Source organism: Sphingomonas sp. (genome assembly GCF_965200135.1).
Taxonomy (GTDB): Bacteria; Pseudomonadota; Alphaproteobacteria; order Sphingomonadales; family Sphingomonadaceae; genus Sphingomonas.
The window spans coordinates 1-20,615 of the sequence record NZ_CBDATK010000008.1 but is presented as its reverse complement, the minus strand read 5'-3'; the positions used below and the strand labels follow the sequence as shown (position 1 = coordinate 20,615).

Here is a 20,615-nt window from a genome sequence, read left to right as displayed (position 1 = left end):
AACGGAAGAGGGACAGTACACGCTCGCGGTGATCGCGGCTTATCAATTGGAGCGTAAAGCGCGCATGTTGCGACAAGCCAATCTGATCGCGCTGCTCGTCCCCGCCGCGCTGCTGGCGGGTGCGTGGGGGTTCCAGCTGATCGGCGGGCTGTATCCGTGCGAGATGTGCCACTGGCAGCGGTGGCCGCATTATGCGGCGCTGCCCGTCGCGGCGCTCGCCTTCTGGGCGGAGGGCCGGACGCGCGTCGTGCTGGTGGCGCTCGCGGCGCTGCTGATCGCGGCGTCCGGCGCGGTCGGGGTGGCGCATGCCGGGGTCGAATATCACTGGTGGCAGGGCTTCACCGCCTGCACCTCGCCGGTCGCGTTGACGGGGCGGACGGCGGCGGAGCGGCTGGCCAACCTGATGAACCAGCCGATCGTGCGCTGTGACGCGCCGCAGTGGAGCATCGCCGGCGTGTCGCTCGCCGGGCTGAACGCGCTGGTGTCGCTCGGCGGCGCGGCGGTGATCGCGGCGTTGCTGACGAGGAGGACGCGATGACCCCGAGACCCGGCGACCGGCGCGAGAGCACCGACGCGATGATCCGCGTCGATCAGGCCGGCGAATATGGCGCGACGCGCATCTATGCCGGCCAACTGGCGGTGCTCGGCGACCGCCATCCGGCGTCGCGCGCGATCAGCCACATGGCGCATCAGGAGGAGCGGCACCGCGCCTTTTTCGATGGCCTGATCGCGGAACGCGGCGTCCGCCCGACGCTGCTCCAGCCGTTCTGGAACATCGCCGGCTTCGCGCTCGGCGCCGTTACCGCCGCGATTTCGCCAGAGGCGGCGATGGCGTGTACCGCGGCGGTCGAGACCGAGATCGACCTCCATTATCAGGAGCAGCTGGAACAGCTCGGCGACTCCGATCCGACGCTGTCCGCCGCCATCGCGGACTTTCAGGCGGAAGAGCTTGAGCATAAGGAGCACGCGCTGTCGGCGGGGGCCGAGAGCGTGCTCGGCTACCCCGTTCTGTCCGCGTTCATCCGCCTTGGGTGCAAGGTGGCCATCGCGACGTCGAAACGGATTTGAGGGAGATGGACATGCGCGGGCTGGTGATCGCGGCCTTGATCGTGGCGAGCCCGGCGGCGGCACAGGTCGCCGGCCCCAGCGTGACGCGGCCGCCGGCCGGACAGGCGCAGGGCACCGTCCCGCAGCGCGCGCCGATCGGCGGCGTGCTCGTTCTCTACGGCAACGAGCGCTGCCCGACCGACCGCGAGGGCAACGAGGTCATCGTCTGCGAGTATCGCTCCGCCAGCGAGCAGTTCCGCGTCCCGAAGGAGCTGCGCGAGTTCGTCGTCACGCCGGAGAACCAGAGCTGGGCCCGCCAGGCGCAGGGAACGCTGGCGGCAGGCGAAGGCGTCAACAGCATCGGCAGCTGTTCGGCGGTGGGCCCCGGTGGTCAGACCGGTTGCTTCATCCAGCAGTCGCGCAACAACCGCGCGACCAATCAGGCGCGGGCGGCGCAGGAGCGGGCGGTTCCCTGATTCGACCGAACGCTTGCGTCCGTCCCGTTGGCACCCCTAACAGGCCGCGTGCCGTCCCGTGCTTCCCATCGCCCGATCGCCCTCGTGCTGGCGATGCTGGTCTGGTTTTCGTGCGCTTGGTTCGGGTCGTGGGAGGGTAATCCCAACAACGCGACGCGGCTGTTCGCGGCGATCAGCCTGGTCGAGGACGGCGACGCGACGATCGACGAGTTCGCCCCGCTGACGATCGACAAGGCGCAGTTCGGTGAGCACTACTATCTCGACAAGGCGCCGGGCATGACGCTGATGGCGTTGCCAGCGGTAGCGTTCGGCGACTGGTGGAGCGGCCGGCGCTCGGCTACAATCTCCAAGCTGCCCGGCGCGCCCGACATGGAGCATTTCCTCCGCACCCGGCTGCGGCTGGCGGTGGCGACCGGGCCGGCGCTGCTGACCGCGATCGCGGCGGCGCTGCTGTTCGATCTGGCGCTGGGGCTGACGGGTAGTGCCAACGGCGCGCTGGTCGCGGCGCTCGGCTTTGCGCTGGGGTCGCCGATATGGGGGTGGTCGACGACGATCTTCGGCCATGCCGTGGTCGCGGCGCTGTATGTCGTCGCGTTGTGGGGAATCTGGCGGGCGACCGGCGGGCTGGCGCGGCCGTGGCTGATGGCGCTGGCGGGGGCGGCGCTCGGCTGGGCCGTGGTGGTCGAATATCAGGCGGTGCTGGCGGGCACGGTGCTGGCGCTGTTCGGGGCGATCCGCGCCTGGCCCGGCACCGCGCGCTGGCGGCTGATCTGCGCGGCGGTGGCGGGCGGCGTCGCCGCGCTGCTGCCGCTCCTTGCCTACAATCTCATCGCCTATGGGACGCCGTTCAAGCTCGGCTATCAGGGTGTGGTCGGGTTCGAGGGGATGAACCGGGGGCTGTTCGGGCTGAGCTGGCCGGACCCGCGCGTGTTGCTGGAGGTGATCGTCGGCACCAGGCGCGGGTTGTTGTGGGTGGCACCGGTGCTGCTGCTCGCGCCGCTGGGATTGCGCGATCTCGGGGCGCGGCAGCAGCGGCTGGCCTGGACGGTCGCGGCGGCGGCGCTGGTCGTGCTGCTGGTCAACGCAGGCTATGTCTATTGGGACGGCGGCAACTCGACCGGGCCGCGCCATGCGGTGCCCGCGATCGGGCTGCTGGCGCTCGGACTGGCGCCGTTCTGGGCGAGGCTGACGAGCGCGGCCGGGCGGGCGGCGGTGCTGGCGCTGCTGGTGCTGTCGGTCGGCATCAACCTGCTGATCGCGGCGTGCGACGTGTTCGCGCCGCCGACCGACCCGTGGGCGCTGCACTGGGTGTGGACGCAGCATTTCCGGCCGGGCGACATCACGTCGGTCGCCGGCGACTGGTGGCGCTGGCCGGAGTGGACCGGGCTGCTCGTGTGGGCGGCGGTGGCGCTGCCGATGCTGGCCTGGCTCGGGCGCGCGGCGCGGTTGCACCCGGCGGGGCCACGGGTTAGCCTGATCACGTCCGCGTGACTGGCGCCAGTGGGTAACCACAGGGGAGCGCGGACGGGAACGCCGCGCGCCTGGGCATCCTCTGACCAGCCGGAGCATGCCCGATGCGGATCGCCTTTCTTCTGTTTCCGAACGTCACTCAGCTGGACCTGACCGGGCCGGCGCAGGTGCTGTCGCGCCTCGGAGGCGACGCGCGGCTCGACTTGGTATGGAAAAGCCTGGTCCCGGTGCCGACCGACGCCGGCTTCTCGATCGTGCCGACCGCGACGTTTGCGGACGTGCCCGCCGCCGACATCCTCTGCGTGCCGGGCGGCATGGGGGTGACGCGCGTCATCGAGGACGAGGCGGCGATGGCGTGGGTCGAGCGCGTCGGCGGGGGCGCGGCCTGGGTCACCAGCGTCTGCACCGGCTCGCTGATCCTCGGCGCGGCCGGGCTGTTGCGCGGCTATCGGGCGACGACGCACTGGGCCTGGCATGAGCACCTCGCGCTGTTCGGGGCCGAGCCGGTGCGGGCGCGCACGGTCGTGGACCGCAACCGGGTCACGGGCGGCGGCGTGACGGCCGGGATCGACTTCGCGCTGACGCTGACCGCGCTGCTGCGGGGCGAGGACCATGCGCGGCTGCTTCAGCTCGGGTTCGAATACGACCCGCAACCGCCGTTCGACGCCGGGTCTCCCGACTCCGCGGGCGAGGTGCTGATCGAGGCGTATCGGCGACGCGCCGACAAGCTGGCGCCCGATCGCGCGGCGGAACTCAGGGTCGCGGCGGCGCGACGCGGCTTTTCCTGATGCCGTTGACGCGGTGCCAGACGTAGAGCCCGATCAGCAGTACCAGCACGATCCCGATTACCAGATCGGCACGGTGGAACAGCGCCTTGACCCGCGGATCGCTGTTCCACCGCTCGCCGAGCTCGCGCCCGACCAGCGCCAGTGCGAAACAGAACGGCCAGGAGCCGACGAACGTGTAGAGGTGAAAGGGCAGCAGCCGCATTCTTGCGACGCCCGCGGGAAAGGCGATGAAGGTGCGGATGACCGGAATCAGCCGCCCGATCAGCACCGCCCAGCTGCCCCAGCGCGCGAAGAAGCGATCGGCGGCGTCCAGCTCGTCGGTGCCGATCAGCAGATACTTGCCCCAACGCTCGACGAACGGCCGCCCGCCGCGCTTGCCTGCCTCATAGGCGACGACCGATCCCAGATTGCACCCCAGCGCCCCCGCCGTCGCGGCCAGCCAGATGTCGAACCGCCCGGTCGAGACGAGGTAGCCCGCGAACGGCATGATGAGTTCCGACGGCAACGGCACGCACGCGCTCTCGATCGCCATCAGCAAGGTAATGCCGAGATAGCCGCCGGCCGAGATTACCGCGATGACGAAGGAGGCGAGGACGGACAGGATGTGTTCGATCATGCAGGCGTCCTAACGGGCGGCGGCGCGGGGGCAAAGCTCTGCCGGCGGTCGCATGGAACCGGGGCCGTTCGACGCCGGTTGAAACGCGATGCCCGACCTCACCCTGACGCTCAACGACGACCGTATCATGCCGCAGCTGGGGCTTGGCACCTGGCGGCTGCCCGACGGTCAGGCGGCGGCGGTGGTGCGCGATGCGCTGGACGTCGGCTATCGCCTGATCGACACCGCCGCGATCTATGGCAACGAGCGCGGTGTCGGCGACGGGCTGCGCGACGCGGATGCGTTCGTCACCACCAAGCTGTGGAACGACCGTCAGGGCGATGCCGAGGCGGCGCTGAACGAAAGCCTGGCGCTGCTCGGGCTGGAGGCGGTCGACCTGTACCTGATCCACTGGCCGTGCCCGGCCGACGACCGGATCGTGGACGCTTGGCGGGCGATGATCGGGCTGCGCGAGGCAGGGCTGGCGCGGTCGATCGGGGTATCGAATTTCAATCCCGAGCATCTCGACGCGATCGCCACCGAAACAGGAGTCGCGCCGGCGGTCAACCAGATCGAGCTACACCCGCGGTTCCAGCAGCGTGCGTTACGCGACTATCACCGGCAGCACGGCATCGTGACGCAGAGCTGGAGCCCGCTCGGCCAGGGCGGCGCGTTGTTGGCGGAGCCGGCGATCGTCGCCGTGGCTACCAAGCATGGTTGCTCGCCGGCGCAGGCGGTGATCGCCTGGCATCTGGCGCACGGCCTGTCGGTGATCCCCAAGGCGGGCGACCCGGCGCATCTGCGCGAGAACCTGGCGGCCGGCACGTTGGCGCTCGACGCGGACGACATGGCGGCGATCGATGCGCTCGACGAGCCTGACGGGCGGATCGGGCCGGACCCGCTGTCGATGTAGCGGTTTCGTCGAGGCTTTGCCGACTCTTGGTCGGCGAGCGCTGGACGATGCGATCGGGCGAGATCAAGCCGTGCACCTCGCGCTGAGGGGGGCGCTCGCCATGACAGATCCGACCGGCAAGGTGTTCGACCTGGCGCTGTTGCCGCCGCACCTGCAGCTAAAGCTATGGGCGTTGGGGCTGGATGCCGACACCGACGCGGTGTCGATCGCGTATCAGCCGGGCATCCTCGTCACGCAGCTCAAGTACAATTACGGCGGCGCGCTGGAGGCGTCGATGGCGGGGCCGCGACAGAGCCTGACGCTGACGCTTGACCCGGCGATGTCGGGGCAGCTGACCTACAAGGGCTTCGATTTCAATGCGACGGCGAAGGCGACGCAGACCTCGTTCGGCCTGTCGCTGAGCTATGGTGCCGCCCCGCTGCCCGCGCCGGCGATGTTCGAGCCGGTGTTCAACAGCGCGTGGGCGGCGGCCGGGCGGACCTGGCCCGACATCGCGTCGGCGCCCAGCAACCCGATGCAGTTCCTGCGCCTCCACAAGAACGATGCCAAGGCGATCGGCGAGGCGGCGAGCGCGGTGGGAAAGATCGCGGGCGCGGAGCCGGGCAAGGCGGCGTTCGGCATGGGCCTGACGTTCGACTATCGCAACAAGGACAATCCGGGGACGGACCCGAAGGGGCTGAGCATCATGTTGCGGGCCGGCGGCACGTTCTAGCCGCTTATTCGGCGAGAACCGTATCCTGTGCCGCGACGGCGGCGCGGACCTTCTTCAAATCCTCGACGAACTGCGCGAACTCGTCCTCGGCGCGCGCCTTGTCGTCGATGCGGAGGAGGTAGGAGGGGTGGACGGTGATCCACGCCTCGCCGCCGCCGGGCAGCTGCTGCGCGCGCCCGCGCTCCTTGCCGATGGTGACGACGCGGCCGAACAGCGAGCGCGCGGCGGTGGCGCCGAGCGCGACGCTGACGGCGGGACGGATCAGCATCTGTTCCTGTTCGATCCACCACCGGCAGGCGTCGATCTCGCCCGCGCCGGGCTTGGCATGGATACGACGCTTGCCGCGCTGCTCGAACTTGAAGTGCTTGACCGCATTGGTGACGTAGACGGTGTCGCGCTCGATCCCGGCGGTGGCGAGCGCGCGGTTGAAGACCTGACCGGCGGGGCCGACGAAGGGCTTGCCGGCGAGGTCCTCCTGATCGCCGGGCTGCTCGCCGACGAACATCAGCCGCGCCGAGACCGGGCCTTCGCCGAACACCGTCTGCGTCGCGGGCTTGTAGAGCGGGCAGCGGGTGCAGGATGCGGCCTCGTCGCGTAATGCCTCCCAGGCGAGTTGGCTGTTGCCGCCGACGTCGCCGCGCTGGTTGGTCTGTGCCGTCGCGATCATGCTCGCCTCCCTTGCTTGCGCCCCGGCGATCAACTGCGGGACCAATGCAGTCTCGGGCATGTTCTTCCAATATTTGCGCGGCATCTCCTTCAGCATCGCGCCGATCTTGACGCGCGCGGGGTTGAAGATGGAGGCGTAATAGGTCTTCCACACCGCCTCGATCGGGTCGCCTTCCGGCGAGTCGGCCTTGGTTGCGCCCGGGCCTTCGCTGAGCGCCTTGCCGTCCCAGTGAAGCGAGACGTCGGGCGTCAGGATCGACCAGCGCATCGACGCGAAGCGGTTGACGAAAAAGGCGGCGTTCGCGCGGACGATGTGGTGTTCGGGTTCGAACCACGCGACGTATCTGACGCCGGCATCGTCGGTCACCTCACGGAAACGCAGGAAGGCGCGCATCTTGTGGATGTCGCGGCGGACGTTCTTGGCCAGTGTTTCGAGGCGGCGGACGAGCGGGTCGGCGTGATCCTCGACCAGTTTCGGCTCGCGGCGCAGGCGGGCGAGCAGCATATAGAGCAGCGCGAACCGCTCGGGATCGGTCGCGAGCAGCGCGTTGCGGGCGAGATCGATGAACGGGCGGGGCACGGTAAAGCCGGGCGACGGCGCGCTCTCGTGCGCGACCGCTTGCCCCGCGAACAGGTCGGTGGGCGTGTCGCCGACCTGCCAGACGACATCCTCCGGTGGCACGTCCGCCGCCGCGAGCGGACGGGCGGCGTCGCGCCAGGCGTCGAAATCGTCCGGGGCGGGGAGGGTGACGACCCTCATGTCAGTCGCCGACACTCAGTGCTGAGGTGCGCCTGCCGCGATCCATTGCCGGACCAGCGCCACGCCCTCCGTATGCGGCAGGTTGCGGCCGAGTTCGGGCATTGCGATCCCCGGCTCGGTCGAGGCCATGCGATAGGCGAGGATCGAATCGTCGGGATGACCCGGCGCGATGTCGAGCAGTCGCCCGCCCGAGCCGCGCCCCGCGGCGACCGGATGCTTGCCGATCCCGCGCGCGGTCGCGTCCGCCTGTTGCCAGTCGAGGAACAGCCCGGAGTTCGACGCCGCGCCGCGTGGGTTGTGGCAGTGCGCGCAGTTGGTTTCGAGATAGGCGGTCGCGCGCGCGGCGAGCGGGGCGGACTGATCGTCCCAGCGCGCCAGCCGCGGCGCATCCGCGGGGAGCCGATCGAGCAGCCCCGCCGCAAGCAGCGCCTGGAGTTGATGCCCGTCGTTGAGGTTGCGCGCCTTGGGACCGATCGGCGTGATCTGGCCCGACAGCGCGTGGCAATCCTTGCACTGGTTCTGGTTGGGCACCTGATAGTTGATCGATTGCGCGGTGCCGGAAGGATCGGTGAAGGTGATCGGGATGCGCGCGCCAGCCCGTTTCAGCACGGCGTCGGAGCCATCGGCGTTCCAGACGTAAGGCAGCGCCACCCAGCCGCCGGCGCGGTGGAGCAGCACGCGGGTTTCCAGCGCCCTGAAGCTGCCGTCGATCGTGTAGCCGAACGTCTTGATGAGCGCCGCGCCGACCGGGAGATCCAGCACCGTCTCCGGCTGATACCCCGCCCGCGCGCCGGTCGGCAGGTACAGGTAGCGCTGCTTTTCCGCATAGTCGGAGAACAGCGGCGTGTTGAGCTTGTACGAGGTGACGCGCGCGGCCGGCGTGCGCGCGCGCAGGTCCGCGAAGAAGCCGTACTCGCCGAGCGTGGCGGGATAGGCTTCGGCGGCGATCGCGGCGTCGTTGACGCCGGCGGGGCGGTCGAGCGCGGCGGTCAGAAACGCCAGCGCGGCGACGGCGAACGCGACCAGCCCACCCCGGCGGAGGCCGAGGTGCAGGTGCGATGACGCAGGCCGGCGGGCGCGGCGGCTCACTTCGCGGCCAGCTCCATCGCCGGCGGCAGCACCACCGCCGCGCGCTCGGGCATCGCCGGCGCGTCGAGCGTGGCGGGCACGGGCCTGGCGGTGCTCTCCGCCGCACCCTGCGCCATGCCGAGGCTCAGCACCTTCGCGTCCGCGACGCGGAGCCCCAGGTCGGCGCCCGCGCCATCCCACAGCACCGCCGGCAACGTCCCGCCGAACGCAGCGAGCAACTGTGGCCCGCCGGGCAGCTGCGGCTCGAAGCCGCTGCGCCCATGCGTGTTGCCGCTGACCTGCACGTGGCGGGGGAAGGGGTTGTATTTGGTGTCGGTGAAGCTGTTGCGATAGCTGACGATCATCACGTTGGCGGTGGCGTTGCCGCTCAGCGTGTTGCCGCGCACCCAGACGGTGTCGTTCGCCATCACCAGCACGCCGGTGCCGCGCCGGACGCTGGCGACGATGTTGCCGGGCGGCGCGAAATTGGGCGTGTCGTTGTCGATCACGCGGTTGGCGAAGACCCGCACGTCGCCGCCGTTGCCACGCGGCAGGTTGGGCAGGTCGAAGATCAGGATGCCGCCGGTGTTGTGCGTCGCGAGGTTGCCGTGCACGTCGGCGTGGCGCGAGTTCTCGATCTCGATCCCGGCGACGTTCATGCGCGCGGTCGAGTCGCGCACGACGATGTTCTCGCACTGCCCGACATAGATGCCCGCGTCCGACGCACCCTCGACGGTGACGCCGTCGATCAGCACGTCGCGGCTCTCGACCGGATAGATGCCGTAGGCGCCGTTGGTCGCCTTCGGCCCGCCGGTCCAGCGCACGGTCAGCGCCCGATAGACGATGCGGTTCGCGGCCTTGGACTTGATGCCGTCGCCCTTGGCGTCTTCTACCGCGAAGTCGCGCAGCACCACGTCGTCGCTGGTGACGAGCAACCCTTCGCCGGCACCCTGCTGGTTGCGGAACGACAGGACCGTGCGGCCCTGACCGGCCCCGCGCACCGTAACGTGGTCGACGTCGAGCGACAGGCCGTCGGTCAGCTCGAAGCGGCCGGCGGCGATCTGGACCGTGTCGCCGGGCTTGGCGTCGAGCAGCGCCTCCTGGAGCTTCTCCTGCGCGTCCGCGCCGGTCGCAACGGTGATCGTCCGCGCGCCCGCGGGCACGGCCAGGGTCAATGCCAACAGTGCAAACGCCGTCTTCATCGACCGTCTCCCGTTCCTATGCCGCGAACAGTTCAAGCTGCTGTTTCTTCGGCGCGATCAGCGGCTTCAGCTCCGCGCGGTCCGCCAATGCCACGGGACGCCAGTCCTCCGCAACGACGAAGGGCCGGATCTTCGCCACCGACACCGTCAGCCGCGCGACGTCATCGAGCCGTAGCCGTCGCCAGCGTCGGCTGGTCAGGATCGCGTTGACCGCCTTCACGCCAAGCCCCGGCACGCGCAGCAACTCCTCGCGTGGGGCGCGGTTGACGTCGACGGGAAAGCGCGCGCGGTGTTTCAGCGCCCAGGCGAGCTTCGGATCGATGTCCAGCGGCAACATTCCCGTCGCGTCGTCGGCGGCGGCGACCACCTCGTCGGGGCGATAGTCGTAAAAGCGCATCAGCCAGTCGGACTGATACAGCCGGTGCTCGCGCATCAGCGGCGGCCGGCTGAGCGGCAACACCGCGCTGGCGTCGGGAATCGGGCTGAACGCGGAATAATAGACCCGCCGCAGACCGAAGCGGTCGTACAGGCCGGACGCGCGGCCGATGATGTCGCCGTCGGTCGCGGCATCGGCACCGACGATCATTTGCGTCGACTGACCGGCGGCGAACTTCGGGGCGGACCTGTAGCGCTTCGTCGCGTCCTTCGCGTCGAGGATCGCCGCCTTCACCGCGCCCATCGCGCCCTCGATGCGGCCACCGTCCTTTTCCGGCGCGAGCCGCTTCAGGCCGGCGACGGTCGGCAGCTCGACGTTGATCGACACCCGATCGGCATACAGCCCCGCCTGATTGACCAGTTCGGGGTCGGCGTCGGGAATCGTCTTGAGATGAATATAGCCGCGGAAATGATGGTCCTCGCGCAACGATCGCGCGACCTCGACCAGCTGTTCCATCGTGTAGTTGGACGAGGCGATGATGCCGGACGAGAGGAACAGCCCCTCGATATAATTGCGCCGGTAGAAGGCGAGGGTGAGCTGCACCACCTCATCGATCGTGAAGCGCGCGCGCCGCACGTTCGAGCTCTTGCGATTGATGCAATAATGGCAATCGAAGATGCAGCTGTTGGTCAGCAGGATCTTGAGCAGCGAAATGCAGCGGCCGTCGGGCGCATAGGCGTGGCAGATACCCATGCCCTCCGTCGACCCGAGCCCCTTGCCGTCTCGACTGTTGCGCTTGGCGGTGCCCGATGACGCACAGGAAGCATCGTACTTCGCGGCGTCGGCAAGGATCGCCAGCTTCTCCCGCGTGTCCAGCTGCGCCATCGTCGTTCCATATCCGTTCCAGGTCGCATCAACAAGGCGGCCGGAGGATCACGAACGGTTTCGGCTTGTAAACCGGCAACTTAGTGCGTCGCCGGTAACCTGCGTCATGCGCCGATCCGGCGCAGCGTCCCCTCGGCCGGCAACGGATCGTGGGCACGGGCATAGGCGCGCACCGCCGTTTCGAGCGCGGCGCGGGTCGGGAAGAGGCAGCTGGGCTTGCCGCCGTTGAACTGCGGATCGCTGGTTACGGTTGCGCCCGCCTGACGCGCCAGCCGCTCGCTGCCTTCGCATTTCAGCACCGCCAGCAGCAGCGTGCCGTCCGGCTTCTGCTCGACCAGCTCGTACAGCGTCGAATGCCATTGCGGCAGGTCGAAGAACGCCTGGGTGACGAACAGCTTGCGACCCGGCATCGCCAGCGGCGCGAAGACGACCGGCACCGCCTTATCCTCCTTGCCAACCTCCGCGACGATGTAGCGCCCGTCGGCGCGGCGGGTGAAGCGCACCACCTGCGCCGGGGCGGCGGGATCGGTGTAGCGGCCGGGCTGGATCGGCGCCGGTGCGCGCGGATCGGGGGTGTAGAAGGCGTCCTTGCTGCCCCAGCAGGCGGTAAGCGCCAGCAGCAGCGGCAGTATCGCAAAGGCACGCATCGTCGTTCTCCCCCAAGCCGTCCCCACGGCGACTTGCCATATCACGAGCGCAATTCGGCCGCCAACAGCCGCTTCGCGTCCTGCAGGTCGACCGATACCAGCCGGCTGCCCCCGAGTTCGATCATCGTTACGCCGAACAGCCGGTGCATCCGGCTCATCGTCACCGCGTTGTGCGTGACGATCAGGTAGCGCGTGTCGGTCTCCCCGGCCATGCGGTCGAGCCTCGTCCGCCTCCACTGCGATCCCGGCGTCACGCGCGTCGAGGTCGGCGGCTTGCGTCGTGAGGCCTTCCAGCGCGGCGGTCTCGCGGTCCTCGGCCTGCGCCGCGTCACGGACCGCGGCGTCGACGCGGGCGAGAGACCGGCGGGCCTCGTCGGCGGCGGTGCGGGCGCGCTGTACGGCGGCGTCGGCGGCGGCGTGGACCTGTTCCGCCGTCGCGAGCGTCGCGGCGAGGGCGGTGCCGGGCGATGCCGGACGGTGGGGCGGGGTCGGCGGGTGTGGCCATCGCGCCTGTCGAGATCGTCGTTCAACGCCGCCGCGAGCGCGCGCTCCCATCCCGGTTGGGAGCGGAGATGGTCGAGCAGACGATCACCTCCCGTTCGCGCCATCGTCGTGCGCGGCGAGTTCCGCGCGCACCGCCGCCTGCCGCATCGCGGCATCGTCGCGTCCCGCCGATCCGGCGCGATCCGCATCATCGGCGTCGGCGAGCGCACGGCGGGCGGTGCGCCGCGGTCCGCGTCGATCGTCCGGCCGGCGGCCATCGCCTGCGCGTGTGCCGCCGCGGTTTCGGCGGTCGTCGCGGTGGCGACCTGACTGTCGGTCGTGGCGGCGTCCGTCTTCGCCGCGTCCACGTCCGCCGCATCGCGCCAACGGGAGTATATCAGCCGCGCATCCGCGACGCGGATGCGCTCGGACAGCGTGCGATAGCGGTCCGCCGTCGCACCTGCCGCGTAGCTGCCGTCGGCGTCCTCCAGCATCTGGCGGTGCTCGGTGGGCTTGGCCGCGATCATCGCGCCGTTTCGCCCCTGGCTGACCGTCGCCGGCGAGTGCGCGCCGGTCGGCGTCGGCGAAGAGCAGTTGGACGTCGCGGGCGCGGACGTCGCGACCGTCGAGGCGTTAAGCGAAGCCCACGTCGCGCTCGATCCGGCGAACGACCTATCGCTCGTCGGGGCTCTCGTCGGTTGGCACCTCGACCAGCAGCGACACCTCGGCGAAGTCGCGCGGCGGCCGGATGGCGGCGCTCGCGAAGATGACGTCGTCTCTCCCTGTGCCGCGCATCGACCGCGCGGAGTTCTCGCCCATCGTCCAGCGCAGCGCTTCGAGCAGGTTCGACTTGCCGCAGCCGTTGGGTCCGACGACCCCGGTCAGTCCGCTTGCGATCGGCAGGTCGACAAGGTCGACGAAGCTCTTGAAGCCGGCGATCCGGGGGCGCTTGATCCTCATCGCGCGCGGAACTTCACGATCTTCACACCACGTCCGTCGCGAAAGCGGGTTCGTGCGAGGGCAGGACGAGGTGGGCGAGAACTGGCCGGGAGGGGCGCCATGGCGGGATCATGCCATGCGGCGCGCGTTTCGGACAGGGCTACTATCCTCCCTCGCTGAGCGGGGGAGGTGGCGCGCGCATAGTGCGTGACGGAGGGAGCGATGGCTGTGACGTGGTCACCCTCTCCACCGCTCGACTCTGCCGAGCGGTCCCCCTCCCTCGCACAGCGGGGGAGGAAAGCTAGGCGCCCGCGTTCTTCAATGCCGTCTGCAACGCCGGCCAGGTGATGACGCCCTCGGCCGCGCGGCCGTTGATGAGCAGCGTCGGGGTGCCGGTGACGATGCCGGTGCCGCCGGGGCCGTTGTCGCTGGTCTGCTTGGTCAGCCGGTCGATCTCCGCCTGATTGCCCAGGCACGCCTGCGCCTTCGCCTCCGGAATGCCGCGCGCCTTGACGAACTCAATCAGCCCCATCGCGGTCGCCATCGACCGGAACGCCTCGATCGGCTTGCTCTGCATCTGCGCCTGGATCTGTTGCTGTACGGCGGCGGGCGCGGCCTGGAGCCCATTCACGAACTGCTGCTGGTTCTGGAACATCTGTTCGAGCAGCGGGAAGAACGGCTCGGTGCCGACGCAGGTGCCGATCAGCGCGGGCGGCATATCCATCGGCCCGTGGACCAGAAACTCGCGGAACTCGAACGAGACCTTGCCCGACTTGACGAAGGTGCCGGTCAGCGTCGGAAACCCTTCGTTCGCCAGCGCACCGCAGGTCGGGCACAGGCGCGAGCCGTATTCGACGAGCTTGATCGGGGCGTTGGGATTGCCCATCACATAGCCTTCGGCGGTCTTGCTGACCGTCTGCGTCCAGTCCTGTCCGGCGGGCGGGGTGGCGCCCGCGACCGGCGTCGCGGCGACGGTGTTGCCGCCGCTCGATCCCCCCCCACAGGCGGCGACGGCGAGAGCGAGGGTGATCGCGGCGACGAACTTCATGGGGTTACGCTCCATTGCAAGGAATCAGCGCGCCAGCGCCGCGCGCAGCTGCGGCGCGAGGTCGGCCCAGGTGACGTGCGCGATCAGGCGGCCGTTGAGGAAGAAGGTGGGCGTGCCGGTCACGCCCGCCGGGAGGGCGTTCATGCCGGCGGTCAGCCGGTCGATCGCCGCCTGATCGGCAAAGCAGGCATCGACCGCCGCCGGCGTCAGCCCGCGCGCGACGACCGCCGCGGTCAGCCCGCTGCCGTCGACCAGCGCGCGCAGCCGGGCAATCGGGAGATACATGTTGAGGCGGGCGCCGTTCGTCTCCTGAAACTGCTGACCGCGCGCGAGCCAGTCGTCCTGGGTGCGATAGATGAAGGCGGTGGTGGCGGCGAAGCGGCGCGGTCCGGTGCAGCGCGCGAGCACCGCGACGCCCAGGTCAAGCGCGTTGAAGAAGAAATGCCGGTATTCGAGGCTGATCGACCCGGTGCGGATCATCCGGCCCTTCAGCTCGGCTTCCGATTCATTGGCGAACGCGGCGCAGTGGGAGCAGGTGTAGCTGCCATATTCGACCAGCTTCACGCGCGCGTTGGGGTTGCCGATCAGATAGCCGGTCGCGGTCGGCTGTGCCTGCGTCGTCCAGTCCAGCCCCTGACGCGGGGCGGCGGCGGCGAGCAGGAGCAGCGCGGACAGGGCGAGCAGGAAACGCATCAGCCGATCCTCGGCACGCCGGCCGACGCGGCGACGCCGGCGGCGAGCGATTCGAGCACGGCGCGCAGCTCCGGGTCGGCGATGGTACGCAGGCCACCGCTCATCTCGGCGGGCGCGGGTTTCAGCGATGGCGGCGCACGACGGGGTTCGCGGGCGCTCACCTCGCCCTGGCGGATCTGGACGCGGGCGACGGCGGTGTAGCCGAAGAAGCGGTTCACCCGTTCCGCGATCTCGGGCACGATATGCTGCATCATCGGCGCGTGCGCGCCCTTCACGATCAGCGACAGCGTCCCGTCGCGCTTTTCGCCGATCGGGAAGCGGAGCGACTCGGGCCGGGAGACATTGGCCCAGCGCTCGCCGACGATGTCGGGCCAGCGGCTGACGATCGCCGACTGGACGAAGCCGAAGCGCCGGAACGCCGCGCCGCCGATCGCGGGCAGCAGCTCGGCGACGGCGCGGGAGCGATTCGCGCGCTGCGGCTCGGGCTGGGGTGGCCGGACGGGATTTTTGGGCGGACGCTTGCTCACTGCCGGCTCCATGCCATAGCGCGCCCGTGCCCGCAAAGCCCCTGACCGTCGCCGACACGTTGCTGGGTTGGTACGACCGGCATCGCCGCGACCTGCCGTGGCGGGCGCGGCCGGGTGAGGTGGCGGACCCGTATCGCGTGTGGCTGTCGGAGGTGATGCTTCAGCAGACCACGGTGGCGACGGTGCGGCCGCGCTTTACCGCTTGGGTGGCGCGGTGGCCGGACCTGGCGAGCCTGGCGGCGGCGGACGAGGCGGCGGTGATGGCCGCCTGGGCGGGGCTGGGCTATTATGCGCGGGCGCGCAATCTGGTGCGGGCGGCGCGGGCGATCGCCGACGAGCATGGCGGTGTGCTGCCGGGTGAGGAGGCGGCGCTCAGGGCGCTGCCAGGATTCGGTGACTATACGGCCGCGGCGGTGGCGGCGATCGCGTTCGGGCGGCGCGCGGTGGTGGTCGACGCCAACGTCTCGCGCGTCGTGGCGCGGCTGCGCGCGATGCCGGTCGCGACCCCGGCCGCGATCCGCGCGGCGACGGACGCGATCACGCCGGCGGCGCGGGCAGGGGACTTCGCGCAGGCAATGATGGACCTGGGCGCGACGATCTGCACGCCGCGCAACCCACGCTGTCTGTTGTGTCCGTTGCGCGCGGCCTGTGCCGGGTTCGCGAGCGGGACGCCCGAGGCGTTTCCGGCGAAGAAGGCGAAGCGGGCGAAGCCGCAGCGGTTCGGGACGGTGTTCTGGCTGGAACGTGGCGGCGAGGTGCTGTTGGTGCGGCGGCCGGACCGTGGCCTGCTCGGCGGGATGCGGGCGTTGCCGACGGGGCCGTGGACCGACGCGATGCCGGGCATCGAAGCCGCCCCGATTGTGGCGGACTGGCACATGCTGCCGGCCACCGTGGCGCATGGCTTCACGCATTTCGATCTCGAACTCGCGCTTGCGGTGGCGCGGGTCGAGGGGCATGTCGCGGCCGAAGGCGGTGAATGGTGGCCGGTGGCGGACCTCGCGAGCGCGGGGTTGCCGACGGTGTTCGCCAAGGCCGCGCGGCTGTTGGAGAGTGATCGATGACCCTGCGCCTGCTCGTGACCCCCATCGTCCTCGGTGCCGCCGCGCTCGGCCTGACCGCGGCATCCTTTGCGGGGCAGCAGCCCCAGCCTCTTCAAACGCAGCCTTTGCAAACGCAGCCCGCGCAGACGATGCCGCCGCCGCGGATGCCGGTCCCGGCCAACGCGCTGCTGCCCGACACGCAGGCGCTGTTCGACGGCTATGTCCGCGCCGGCAAGATGCCGGGCATCGTCGGTGCGTTCGGGCTCGGCAACGGACCGACGCTGTTCGTCAGCGCCGGCCGGGTCGCCGACGGCGCGACGGCGGCGTCGGCGGGACCGGACTCGCTGTGGCGGGTCTATTCGATGACCAAGCCGGTCACCGCCTTTGCCGCGATGCTGCTGATTCAGGACGGCAGGCTGCGGCTCGACCAGCCGCTCAGCGATTTCTTCCCCGGTTTCAAGACCATGCGGGTGCTGACCAGCCCCGACACCAGCCTCGCCAGCGTGCCCGCGACGCGGCAGATCACGATCCGCAACCTGCTGACCCATACCGCCGGGCTGAGCTACAACATCATCGCCAAGGGGCCGCTGCTCAAGGAGTACGAGCGGCTCGGCATCCTGCCCGGCGCGGTGAGCGCGGCGACGGAGGGGCAGGCGCGCCGCGCCCGGCCGCGCACGCTGGGCGAGTTCGCGACGCGGGTGTCGACGCTGCCGCTGATCGCACAGCCGGGGACGAAATGGAGCTATTCGATCGGCCTCGACGTGATGGGCGCGGTGATCGAGCGCGCGTCGGGGATGCCGTTCGACCGCTTCGTCCAGACCCGCGTATTCGACCCGATGCGGATGCGATCGAGCTTCTGGACGGTGCCGCAGAGCGAGGTCGGGCGGTTCGCGACCAACTATGCCTTCGCGGGCGATACGCGGGTGCCGCTCGATCCGGCGGCGACGTCGGTGTGGCTGCAGCCGCCCAGCTTTCCCTATGGCGGGGCCGGGCTGGTGATGTCGGCGCGCGACTACGACACCTTCCTCCGCATGCTGCAGGACGGCGGCACGGTCGACGGGGTGCGCGTCGCACAGGCGGCGACGGTGGCGACGATGATGTCGAACCTGTTGCCGGCGGGCGTCACCTTCGGCGGGATCGGCGGCACCACCGGCGGGACGCAGGCCGCGACGCCGATGGGATTCGGCGCGGGCGGCTCGGTCTATCTGGCGGACGGGCCGGGCGGCTTTCCGGGCAAGGGCACCTATGGCTGGGGCGGGGCGGCGGGGACGATCGCGTTCGTCGATCCCAAGACGCGGTTCCGCGGCACGGTGATGGTCAATTACTTCCCCGCCGATCGCTGGCCGGTGCGTCAGGAGCTGGTCGCGGCGCTGGCGAAGGACGCGGCGCGGTTCCGGCGGTGAGCGCGGCGATGAGTCCGCCGGGCTTTACCGGCGGGGCGCTGGATCGCGCCGATCGGCTGCGGCACGACCCGGATGTGCTGGCGGCGGCGCTCGACTGGCGGACGCGGCTGCTGGTGCTGGGGCCGGGATATGAGCCGGAGGTCGACGAGGGCGGACGGCTGGGCTGGACCTCGCTGGCGCAGGCGCCGGAGGATGCCGAGCTGGTGCTGCTCGGGCTGGCGGACGGACGCGCGCATGTCGCGGCGATCACCTATCAGCCGGGCGGTGCCGCGTTCCGCTCGCCGCGCCTGTTGATGGCGCTGGCGGAGCTGGCGCCGGGAGAGGCGGCGACCTGGGCGGCGGCGCGGTCGGTACTCGACTGGCACGCGCGGCATCGGTTCTGCGCCAATTGCGGGACGCCGACGACGGTGTTCCGTGCCGGCTGGGGTCGCAAATGCGAGGCGTGCGCCACCGAGCATTTCCCACGCACCGATCCCGTCGTCATCATGATCGCGGAGCATGACGGCCGCGCGCTGCTGGGGCGGCAGGCGGCGTGGCCGGCGGGGCGCTATTCGGCGCTGGCCGGGTTCCTCGAGCCGGGCGAGGCGATCGAGGAAGCGGTCGCGCGTGAACTGCACGAGGAGGCGGGCGTGCGCGTGCATGACGTGCGCTATGTCGCCAGTCAGCCCTGGCCGTTCCCCTCGCAGCTGATGATCGCCTGCGTCGCACAGGCCGAGGACGATGCGCTGACGCTTGATACGCACGAGCTGGAGGACGCGATCTGGGTGTCGCGCGACGAGGTGCGCGCGGTGCTGGCGGGGGGTGAGGGATCGTTCATCGCGCCGCCGCCGCATGCGATCGCGCATACGCTGCTGACGCGGTGGGCGGGGTAGCTACAGCGGTTGGTAGTCGCGATCGTCGCTGGGCGTCAGGGCAAGGCACGGGGGCAATTCATATCGGCGCCGCATTGCCCCAGGCCGGTGTGAGCGCTGCAAGCGGGAGGCGGCGGCCGCATCAAGCCGGCGCGGGTGTCGTCACATCCCGATGCGATCAGCTTCGCACCCCGTTGAGGCTGCGCGCCACTGCATCGGCGGGGAAGTCGAGCAGGATGTGAACCGTTCGGGCGTTTCTCACGACCGTGCGAACGCCGGACGCGTTATCCACTGCCTGCGGCGCCGATGAGACGATGAGACGGCGGCCGCGCGCGGTCGCCTGACCGGACTCCGGCCCGATCAGCTCGATCAGGCGCATGGCCCGGTCGTCCGGCGACAGGGCTGGCGCGTCCGGACGGTCCGATCGCGCCGGCGATCCGCCGGACGGCTTGGCGATCGCGCGCATCCTGCTCGCGATCGTGTCGGCTTCCGGCCCGACCACGACCTGGACACGGCCGCCGCCCAGGTCGAGCGTGCCTCGCGCGCCCAAGGCCGCAAGCCGCTGCGGATCGGATCGGGCGGGATCCGCAAGGTGGAGGCGCAGTCTGGTCGTGCAGGCATCGATGGCGAGCAGATTCCCCGCCCCGCCGAGCGCCGCCACGAAGGCGTTGGCGCGCTCGTCGGCCGGCACCGCTTCGACCGCGGCAGCCACGTCGCGGCCGGGCGTCTTCAGGTCGAAGCGGCGGATCGTCCAGCTGAACGTCAGGTAATAGATGCCGGCATAGGCCAGCCCGACCGGGATCAGCAGCAGCGGCCGGGTCGCGAGACCGAAGTTGAGGACATAATCGAGCAGCCCCGCCGAGAACCCGAACCCCAGCTTCGCGCCGATCAGGTCCATCACCACCATCGCCACCCCGGTAAGTACCGCGTGGATCGCGAACAGCGCAGGGGCCAGGAACAGGAAGGTGAACTCGATCGGTTCGGTGATGCCGGTCAGGAACGAGGTCAGCCCGAGGCTGAGGAACAAGCCCGCGACGCCGGCGCGCCGCTCCGGCGGCGCGGCGCGGTACATCGCCAGGCAGGCGGCGGGCAGGCCGAACATCATCACCGGGAAGAACCCCGACATGAACGCCCCCGCGCTCGGATCGCCCGCGAAGAACCGCTTCAGGTCACCCGACGCGCCGTGGTAATCGCCGAGCACGAACCAGGCGAGGTTGTTGAGAATGTGATGCAGCCCGGTCACCAGCAACAGCCGGTTGAGCAACCCATAGAGGAACAGCCCGAACGGCCCCGCCGCCACCACCGATCGGCTCAACCCGTCGATGCCGCCCTCGAACAGCGGAAAGCCGCCGCCGAACGCCAGCGCCAGCCCGATGCCGGCGATCCCCGCCGCGATCGGCACGAACCGCCGTCCGCCGAAGAAGCCCAGATAGGAGGGCAGGGTGATCGTCGCATAGCGGTTGTAGAGCGCGCCCGCGATCAGCCCGGAGGCGATGCCGGCGGGGACGCCGAGCTTGCCGATCTCCTTCGCCCGGTACGCCGCGTCGGCCAGCGCGCGCGCGGCGTCGCCGGTCATGTCCTTCATCACGTCGGGCGGGACCGCCAGCAGCGGCTTGGGCGCCCTCGGTCGCGACCAGAAAGCAGACGATGCCCGCCAGCGCGGCGGCGCCATGGTTCTCGCGCGCCAGCCCGACCGCGACGCCGGCGGCGAACAACAGGCCGAGGTTGGAAAAGATCGCCTCGCCCGCCGCCGCCACGAATGCGACGTTCAGCATGTCCGGCTGCCCCAACCGCAGCAACAGCGCCGCGATCGGCAGCACCGCGATCGGCAGCATCAGCGCGCGGCCGAGCGGCTGCAGCCGTGCCAGTACCGTCCCGCCCCTCATGCCACTTCCTCGATCAGCGCGCGCACCGCGGCACCCGAGCCGACCGCGAGCGCGCGCTCGGCCAGCGTCGCCGCACCCGCCAGCGTCGTCGCGCGCACCGCCGCCTTGACCGCCGGCACCGCGGCGGGGACGGCGGAGAG

Annotated in this window: 20 protein-coding genes, 3 pseudogenes and 1 riboswitch; of the genes and pseudogenes, 11 read left to right on the top strand and 12 right to left on the bottom strand. The window is 70.4% G+C overall.

The features are described from left to right. Positions 1–64 precede the first annotated feature (64 nt). From ACOFKS_RS11135 to ACOFKS_RS11115, 5 genes are all read left to right on the top strand, one after another. The gene (locus ACOFKS_RS11135) at positions 65–538 is read left to right on the top strand and encodes a disulfide bond formation protein B (RefSeq protein ID WP_419809381.1); all 474 of its coding nucleotides are present in this window, start codon (positions 65–67) and stop codon (positions 536–538) included. Continuing rightward, positions 535–1,068: a demethoxyubiquinone hydroxylase family protein gene (locus ACOFKS_RS11130; protein WP_419809316.1), complete on the top strand. Its 534-nt coding sequence runs from the start codon at positions 535–537 to the stop codon at positions 1,066–1,068. Before ACOFKS_RS11135 ends, ACOFKS_RS11130 begins: the two co-directional genes overlap by 4 nt. An 11-nt stretch (positions 1,069–1,079) precedes the next feature. Beyond that, the gene (locus tag ACOFKS_RS11125) at positions 1,080–1,523 is read left to right on the top strand and encodes a hypothetical protein (RefSeq protein ID WP_419809315.1); all 444 of its coding nucleotides are present in this window, start codon (positions 1,080–1,082) and stop codon (positions 1,521–1,523) included. A gap of 93 nt (positions 1,524–1,616) precedes the next feature. Beyond that, positions 1,617–3,014 carry a hypothetical protein gene (locus ACOFKS_RS11120; protein WP_419809314.1) on the top strand — a complete coding sequence of 466 codons (1,398 nt, stop codon included), beginning with the start codon at positions 1,617–1,619 and terminating at the stop codon, positions 3,012–3,014. Next, positions 3,001–3,077, top strand: a riboswitch (ZMP/ZTP riboswitch). Its footprint overlaps the gene before it by 14 nt. 20 nt (positions 3,078–3,097) lie before the next feature. Further along, the gene (locus ACOFKS_RS11115) at positions 3,098–3,781 is read left to right on the top strand and encodes a DJ-1/PfpI family protein (protein ID WP_419809313.1); all 684 of its coding nucleotides are present in this window, start codon (positions 3,098–3,100) and stop codon (positions 3,779–3,781) included. Here the strand turns inward: ACOFKS_RS11115 and ACOFKS_RS11110 are convergent. Beyond that, positions 3,747–4,397: a DedA family protein gene (locus tag ACOFKS_RS11110; RefSeq protein ID WP_419809312.1), complete on the bottom strand. Its 651-nt coding sequence runs from the start codon at positions 4,395–4,397 to the stop codon at positions 3,747–3,749. The two genes, ACOFKS_RS11115 and ACOFKS_RS11110, sit on opposite strands and share 35 nt — an antisense overlap. Before the next feature lie 88 nt (positions 4,398–4,485). Between ACOFKS_RS11110 and ACOFKS_RS11105 the strand changes: the two genes are divergently transcribed. Both ACOFKS_RS11105 and ACOFKS_RS11100 read left to right on the top strand, forming a co-directional pair. Next, positions 4,486–5,289, top strand: coding sequence for an aldo/keto reductase (locus ACOFKS_RS11105; protein WP_419809311.1), 804 nt, complete (start codon positions 4,486–4,488; stop codon positions 5,287–5,289). 100 nt (positions 5,290–5,389) lie between these two features. After that, the gene (locus ACOFKS_RS11100; protein ID WP_419809310.1) at positions 5,390–6,001 is read left to right on the top strand and encodes a hypothetical protein; all 612 of its coding nucleotides are present in this window, start codon (positions 5,390–5,392) and stop codon (positions 5,999–6,001) included. A gap of 4 nt (positions 6,002–6,005) precedes the next feature. Here the strand turns inward: ACOFKS_RS11100 and ACOFKS_RS11095 are convergent, their stop codons facing one another. From ACOFKS_RS11095 to ACOFKS_RS11070, 6 genes and pseudogenes are all read right to left on the bottom strand, one after another. Continuing rightward, positions 6,006–7,427 carry a UdgX family uracil-DNA binding protein gene (locus ACOFKS_RS11095; RefSeq protein WP_419809309.1) on the bottom strand — a complete coding sequence of 474 codons (1,422 nt, stop codon included), beginning with the start codon at positions 7,425–7,427 and terminating at the stop codon, positions 6,006–6,008. 15 nt (positions 7,428–7,442) lie between these two features. Beyond that, on the bottom strand, positions 7,443–8,516 hold the full coding sequence (locus ACOFKS_RS11090) for an SO2930 family diheme c-type cytochrome (RefSeq protein WP_419809308.1): 1,074 nt from the start codon (positions 8,514–8,516) through the stop codon (positions 7,443–7,445). Next, positions 8,513–9,697, bottom strand: a complete 1,185-nt coding sequence (locus ACOFKS_RS11085; protein WP_419809307.1) for a parallel beta-helix domain-containing protein — start codon at positions 9,695–9,697, stop codon at positions 8,513–8,515. The genes ACOFKS_RS11090 and ACOFKS_RS11085 overlap by 4 nt, the downstream gene beginning before the upstream one ends. Positions 9,698–9,713: 16 nt before the next feature. Next, positions 9,714–10,958 carry a putative DNA modification/repair radical SAM protein gene (locus ACOFKS_RS11080; protein ID WP_419809306.1) on the bottom strand — a complete coding sequence of 415 codons (1,245 nt, stop codon included), beginning with the start codon at positions 10,956–10,958 and terminating at the stop codon, positions 9,714–9,716. Between the two features lie 104 nt (positions 10,959–11,062). Continuing rightward, on the bottom strand, positions 11,063–11,605 hold the full coding sequence (locus tag ACOFKS_RS11075; RefSeq protein WP_419809305.1) for a hypothetical protein: 543 nt from the start codon (positions 11,603–11,605) through the stop codon (positions 11,063–11,065). Positions 11,606–11,646: 41 nt separating this feature from the next. Beyond that, a pseudogene (locus tag ACOFKS_RS11070) lies at positions 11,647–11,826 on the bottom strand (hypothetical protein); the annotation flags it as partial. Between ACOFKS_RS11070 and ACOFKS_RS11065 the strand changes: the two are divergent. Beyond that, a complete protein-coding gene (locus ACOFKS_RS11065) occupies positions 11,816–12,418 on the top strand; it encodes a hypothetical protein (protein ID WP_419809385.1) in 603 nt (200 codons plus the stop codon). The pseudogene ACOFKS_RS11070 and the gene ACOFKS_RS11065 sit on opposite strands and share 11 nt — an antisense overlap. Here ACOFKS_RS11065 and ACOFKS_RS11060 read toward each other — a convergent pair. From ACOFKS_RS11060 to ACOFKS_RS11045, 4 genes and pseudogenes are all read right to left on the bottom strand, one after another. Beyond that, positions 12,340–13,048 (bottom strand): annotated as a pseudogene (locus tag ACOFKS_RS11060) (AAA family ATPase); the annotation flags it as partial. The gene ACOFKS_RS11065 and the pseudogene ACOFKS_RS11060 sit on opposite strands and share 79 nt — an antisense overlap. A 280-nt stretch (positions 13,049–13,328) precedes the next feature. Continuing rightward, entirely contained in the window at positions 13,329–14,075 is a 747-nt protein-coding gene (locus ACOFKS_RS11055) for a DsbA family protein (protein WP_419809304.1), read from the bottom strand. Positions 14,076–14,099: 24 nt separating this feature from the next. After that, positions 14,100–14,768, bottom strand: a complete 669-nt coding sequence (locus ACOFKS_RS11050; protein WP_419809303.1) for a thioredoxin domain-containing protein — start codon at positions 14,766–14,768, stop codon at positions 14,100–14,102. Further along, positions 14,768–15,307, bottom strand: a complete 540-nt coding sequence (locus ACOFKS_RS11045; protein ID WP_419809302.1) for a DUF721 domain-containing protein — start codon at positions 15,305–15,307, stop codon at positions 14,768–14,770. Before ACOFKS_RS11045 ends, ACOFKS_RS11050 begins: the two co-directional genes overlap by 1 nt. A gap of 47 nt (positions 15,308–15,354) precedes the next feature. Between ACOFKS_RS11045 and ACOFKS_RS11040 the strand changes: the two genes are divergently transcribed. The 3 genes from ACOFKS_RS11040 to nudC are packed head-to-tail and all read left to right on the top strand — an operon-like array spanning position 15,355 to position 18,610. Next, entirely contained in the window at positions 15,355–16,356 is a 1,002-nt protein-coding gene (locus ACOFKS_RS11040; protein ID WP_419809380.1) for an A/G-specific adenine glycosylase, read from the top strand. Then, positions 16,353–17,738 (top strand): serine hydrolase domain-containing protein, encoded by a 1,386-nt coding sequence (locus ACOFKS_RS11035; RefSeq protein WP_419809301.1) that lies wholly within the window; start codon positions 16,353–16,355, stop codon positions 17,736–17,738. Before ACOFKS_RS11040 ends, ACOFKS_RS11035 begins: the two co-directional genes overlap by 4 nt. An 8-nt stretch (positions 17,739–17,746) precedes the next feature. Continuing rightward, on the top strand, positions 17,747–18,610 hold the full coding sequence (gene nudC, locus ACOFKS_RS11030; protein WP_419809300.1) for an NAD(+) diphosphatase: 864 nt from the start codon (positions 17,747–17,749) through the stop codon (positions 18,608–18,610). A gap of 157 nt (positions 18,611–18,767) precedes the next feature. Here nudC and nagE read toward each other — a convergent pair. Beyond that, positions 18,768–20,475: pseudogene (nagE, locus tag ACOFKS_RS11025) on the bottom strand (N-acetylglucosamine-specific PTS transporter subunit IIBC). Positions 20,476–20,615 lie beyond the last annotated feature (140 nt).

Coding starts and splice junctions, on each gene's coding strand:
- ACOFKS_RS11135 (WP_419809381.1), top strand. CDS start 65: ATGTTGCGACAAGCCAATCTGATCGCGCTGCTCGTCCCCGCCGCGCTG.
- ACOFKS_RS11130 (WP_419809316.1), top strand. CDS start 535: ATGACCCCGAGACCCGGCGACCGGCGCGAGAGCACCGACGCGATGATC.
- ACOFKS_RS11125 (WP_419809315.1), top strand. CDS start 1,080: ATGCGCGGGCTGGTGATCGCGGCCTTGATCGTGGCGAGCCCGGCGGCG.
- ACOFKS_RS11120 (WP_419809314.1), top strand. CDS start 1,617: ATGCTGGTCTGGTTTTCGTGCGCTTGGTTCGGGTCGTGGGAGGGTAAT.
- ACOFKS_RS11115 (WP_419809313.1), top strand. CDS start 3,098: ATGCGGATCGCCTTTCTTCTGTTTCCGAACGTCACTCAGCTGGACCTG.
- ACOFKS_RS11110 (WP_419809312.1), bottom strand. CDS start 4,397: ATGATCGAACACATCCTGTCCGTCCTCGCCTCCTTCGTCATCGCGGTA.
- ACOFKS_RS11105 (WP_419809311.1), top strand. CDS start 4,486: ATGCCCGACCTCACCCTGACGCTCAACGACGACCGTATCATGCCGCAG.
- ACOFKS_RS11100 (WP_419809310.1), top strand. CDS start 5,390: ATGACAGATCCGACCGGCAAGGTGTTCGACCTGGCGCTGTTGCCGCCG.
- ACOFKS_RS11095 (WP_419809309.1), bottom strand. CDS start 7,427: ATGAGGGTCGTCACCCTCCCCGCCCCGGACGATTTCGACGCCTGGCGC.
- ACOFKS_RS11085 (WP_419809307.1), bottom strand. CDS start 9,697: ATGAAGACGGCGTTTGCACTGTTGGCATTGACCCTGGCCGTGCCCGCG.
- ACOFKS_RS11080 (WP_419809306.1), bottom strand. CDS start 10,958: ATGGCGCAGCTGGACACGCGGGAGAAGCTGGCGATCCTTGCCGACGCC.
- ACOFKS_RS11075 (WP_419809305.1), bottom strand. CDS start 11,605: ATGCGTGCCTTTGCGATACTGCCGCTGCTGCTGGCGCTTACCGCCTGC.
- ACOFKS_RS11065 (WP_419809385.1), top strand. CDS start 11,816: ATGCGGTCGAGCCTCGTCCGCCTCCACTGCGATCCCGGCGTCACGCGC.
- ACOFKS_RS11055 (WP_419809304.1), bottom strand. CDS start 14,075: ATGAAGTTCGTCGCCGCGATCACCCTCGCTCTCGCCGTCGCCGCCTGT.
- ACOFKS_RS11050 (WP_419809303.1), bottom strand. CDS start 14,768: ATGCGTTTCCTGCTCGCCCTGTCCGCGCTGCTCCTGCTCGCCGCCGCC.
- ACOFKS_RS11045 (WP_419809302.1), bottom strand. CDS start 15,307: ATGGAGCCGGCAGTGAGCAAGCGTCCGCCCAAAAATCCCGTCCGGCCA.
- ACOFKS_RS11035 (WP_419809301.1), top strand. CDS start 16,353: ATGACCCTGCGCCTGCTCGTGACCCCCATCGTCCTCGGTGCCGCCGCG.
- nudC (WP_419809300.1), top strand. CDS start 17,747: ATGAGTCCGCCGGGCTTTACCGGCGGGGCGCTGGATCGCGCCGATCGG.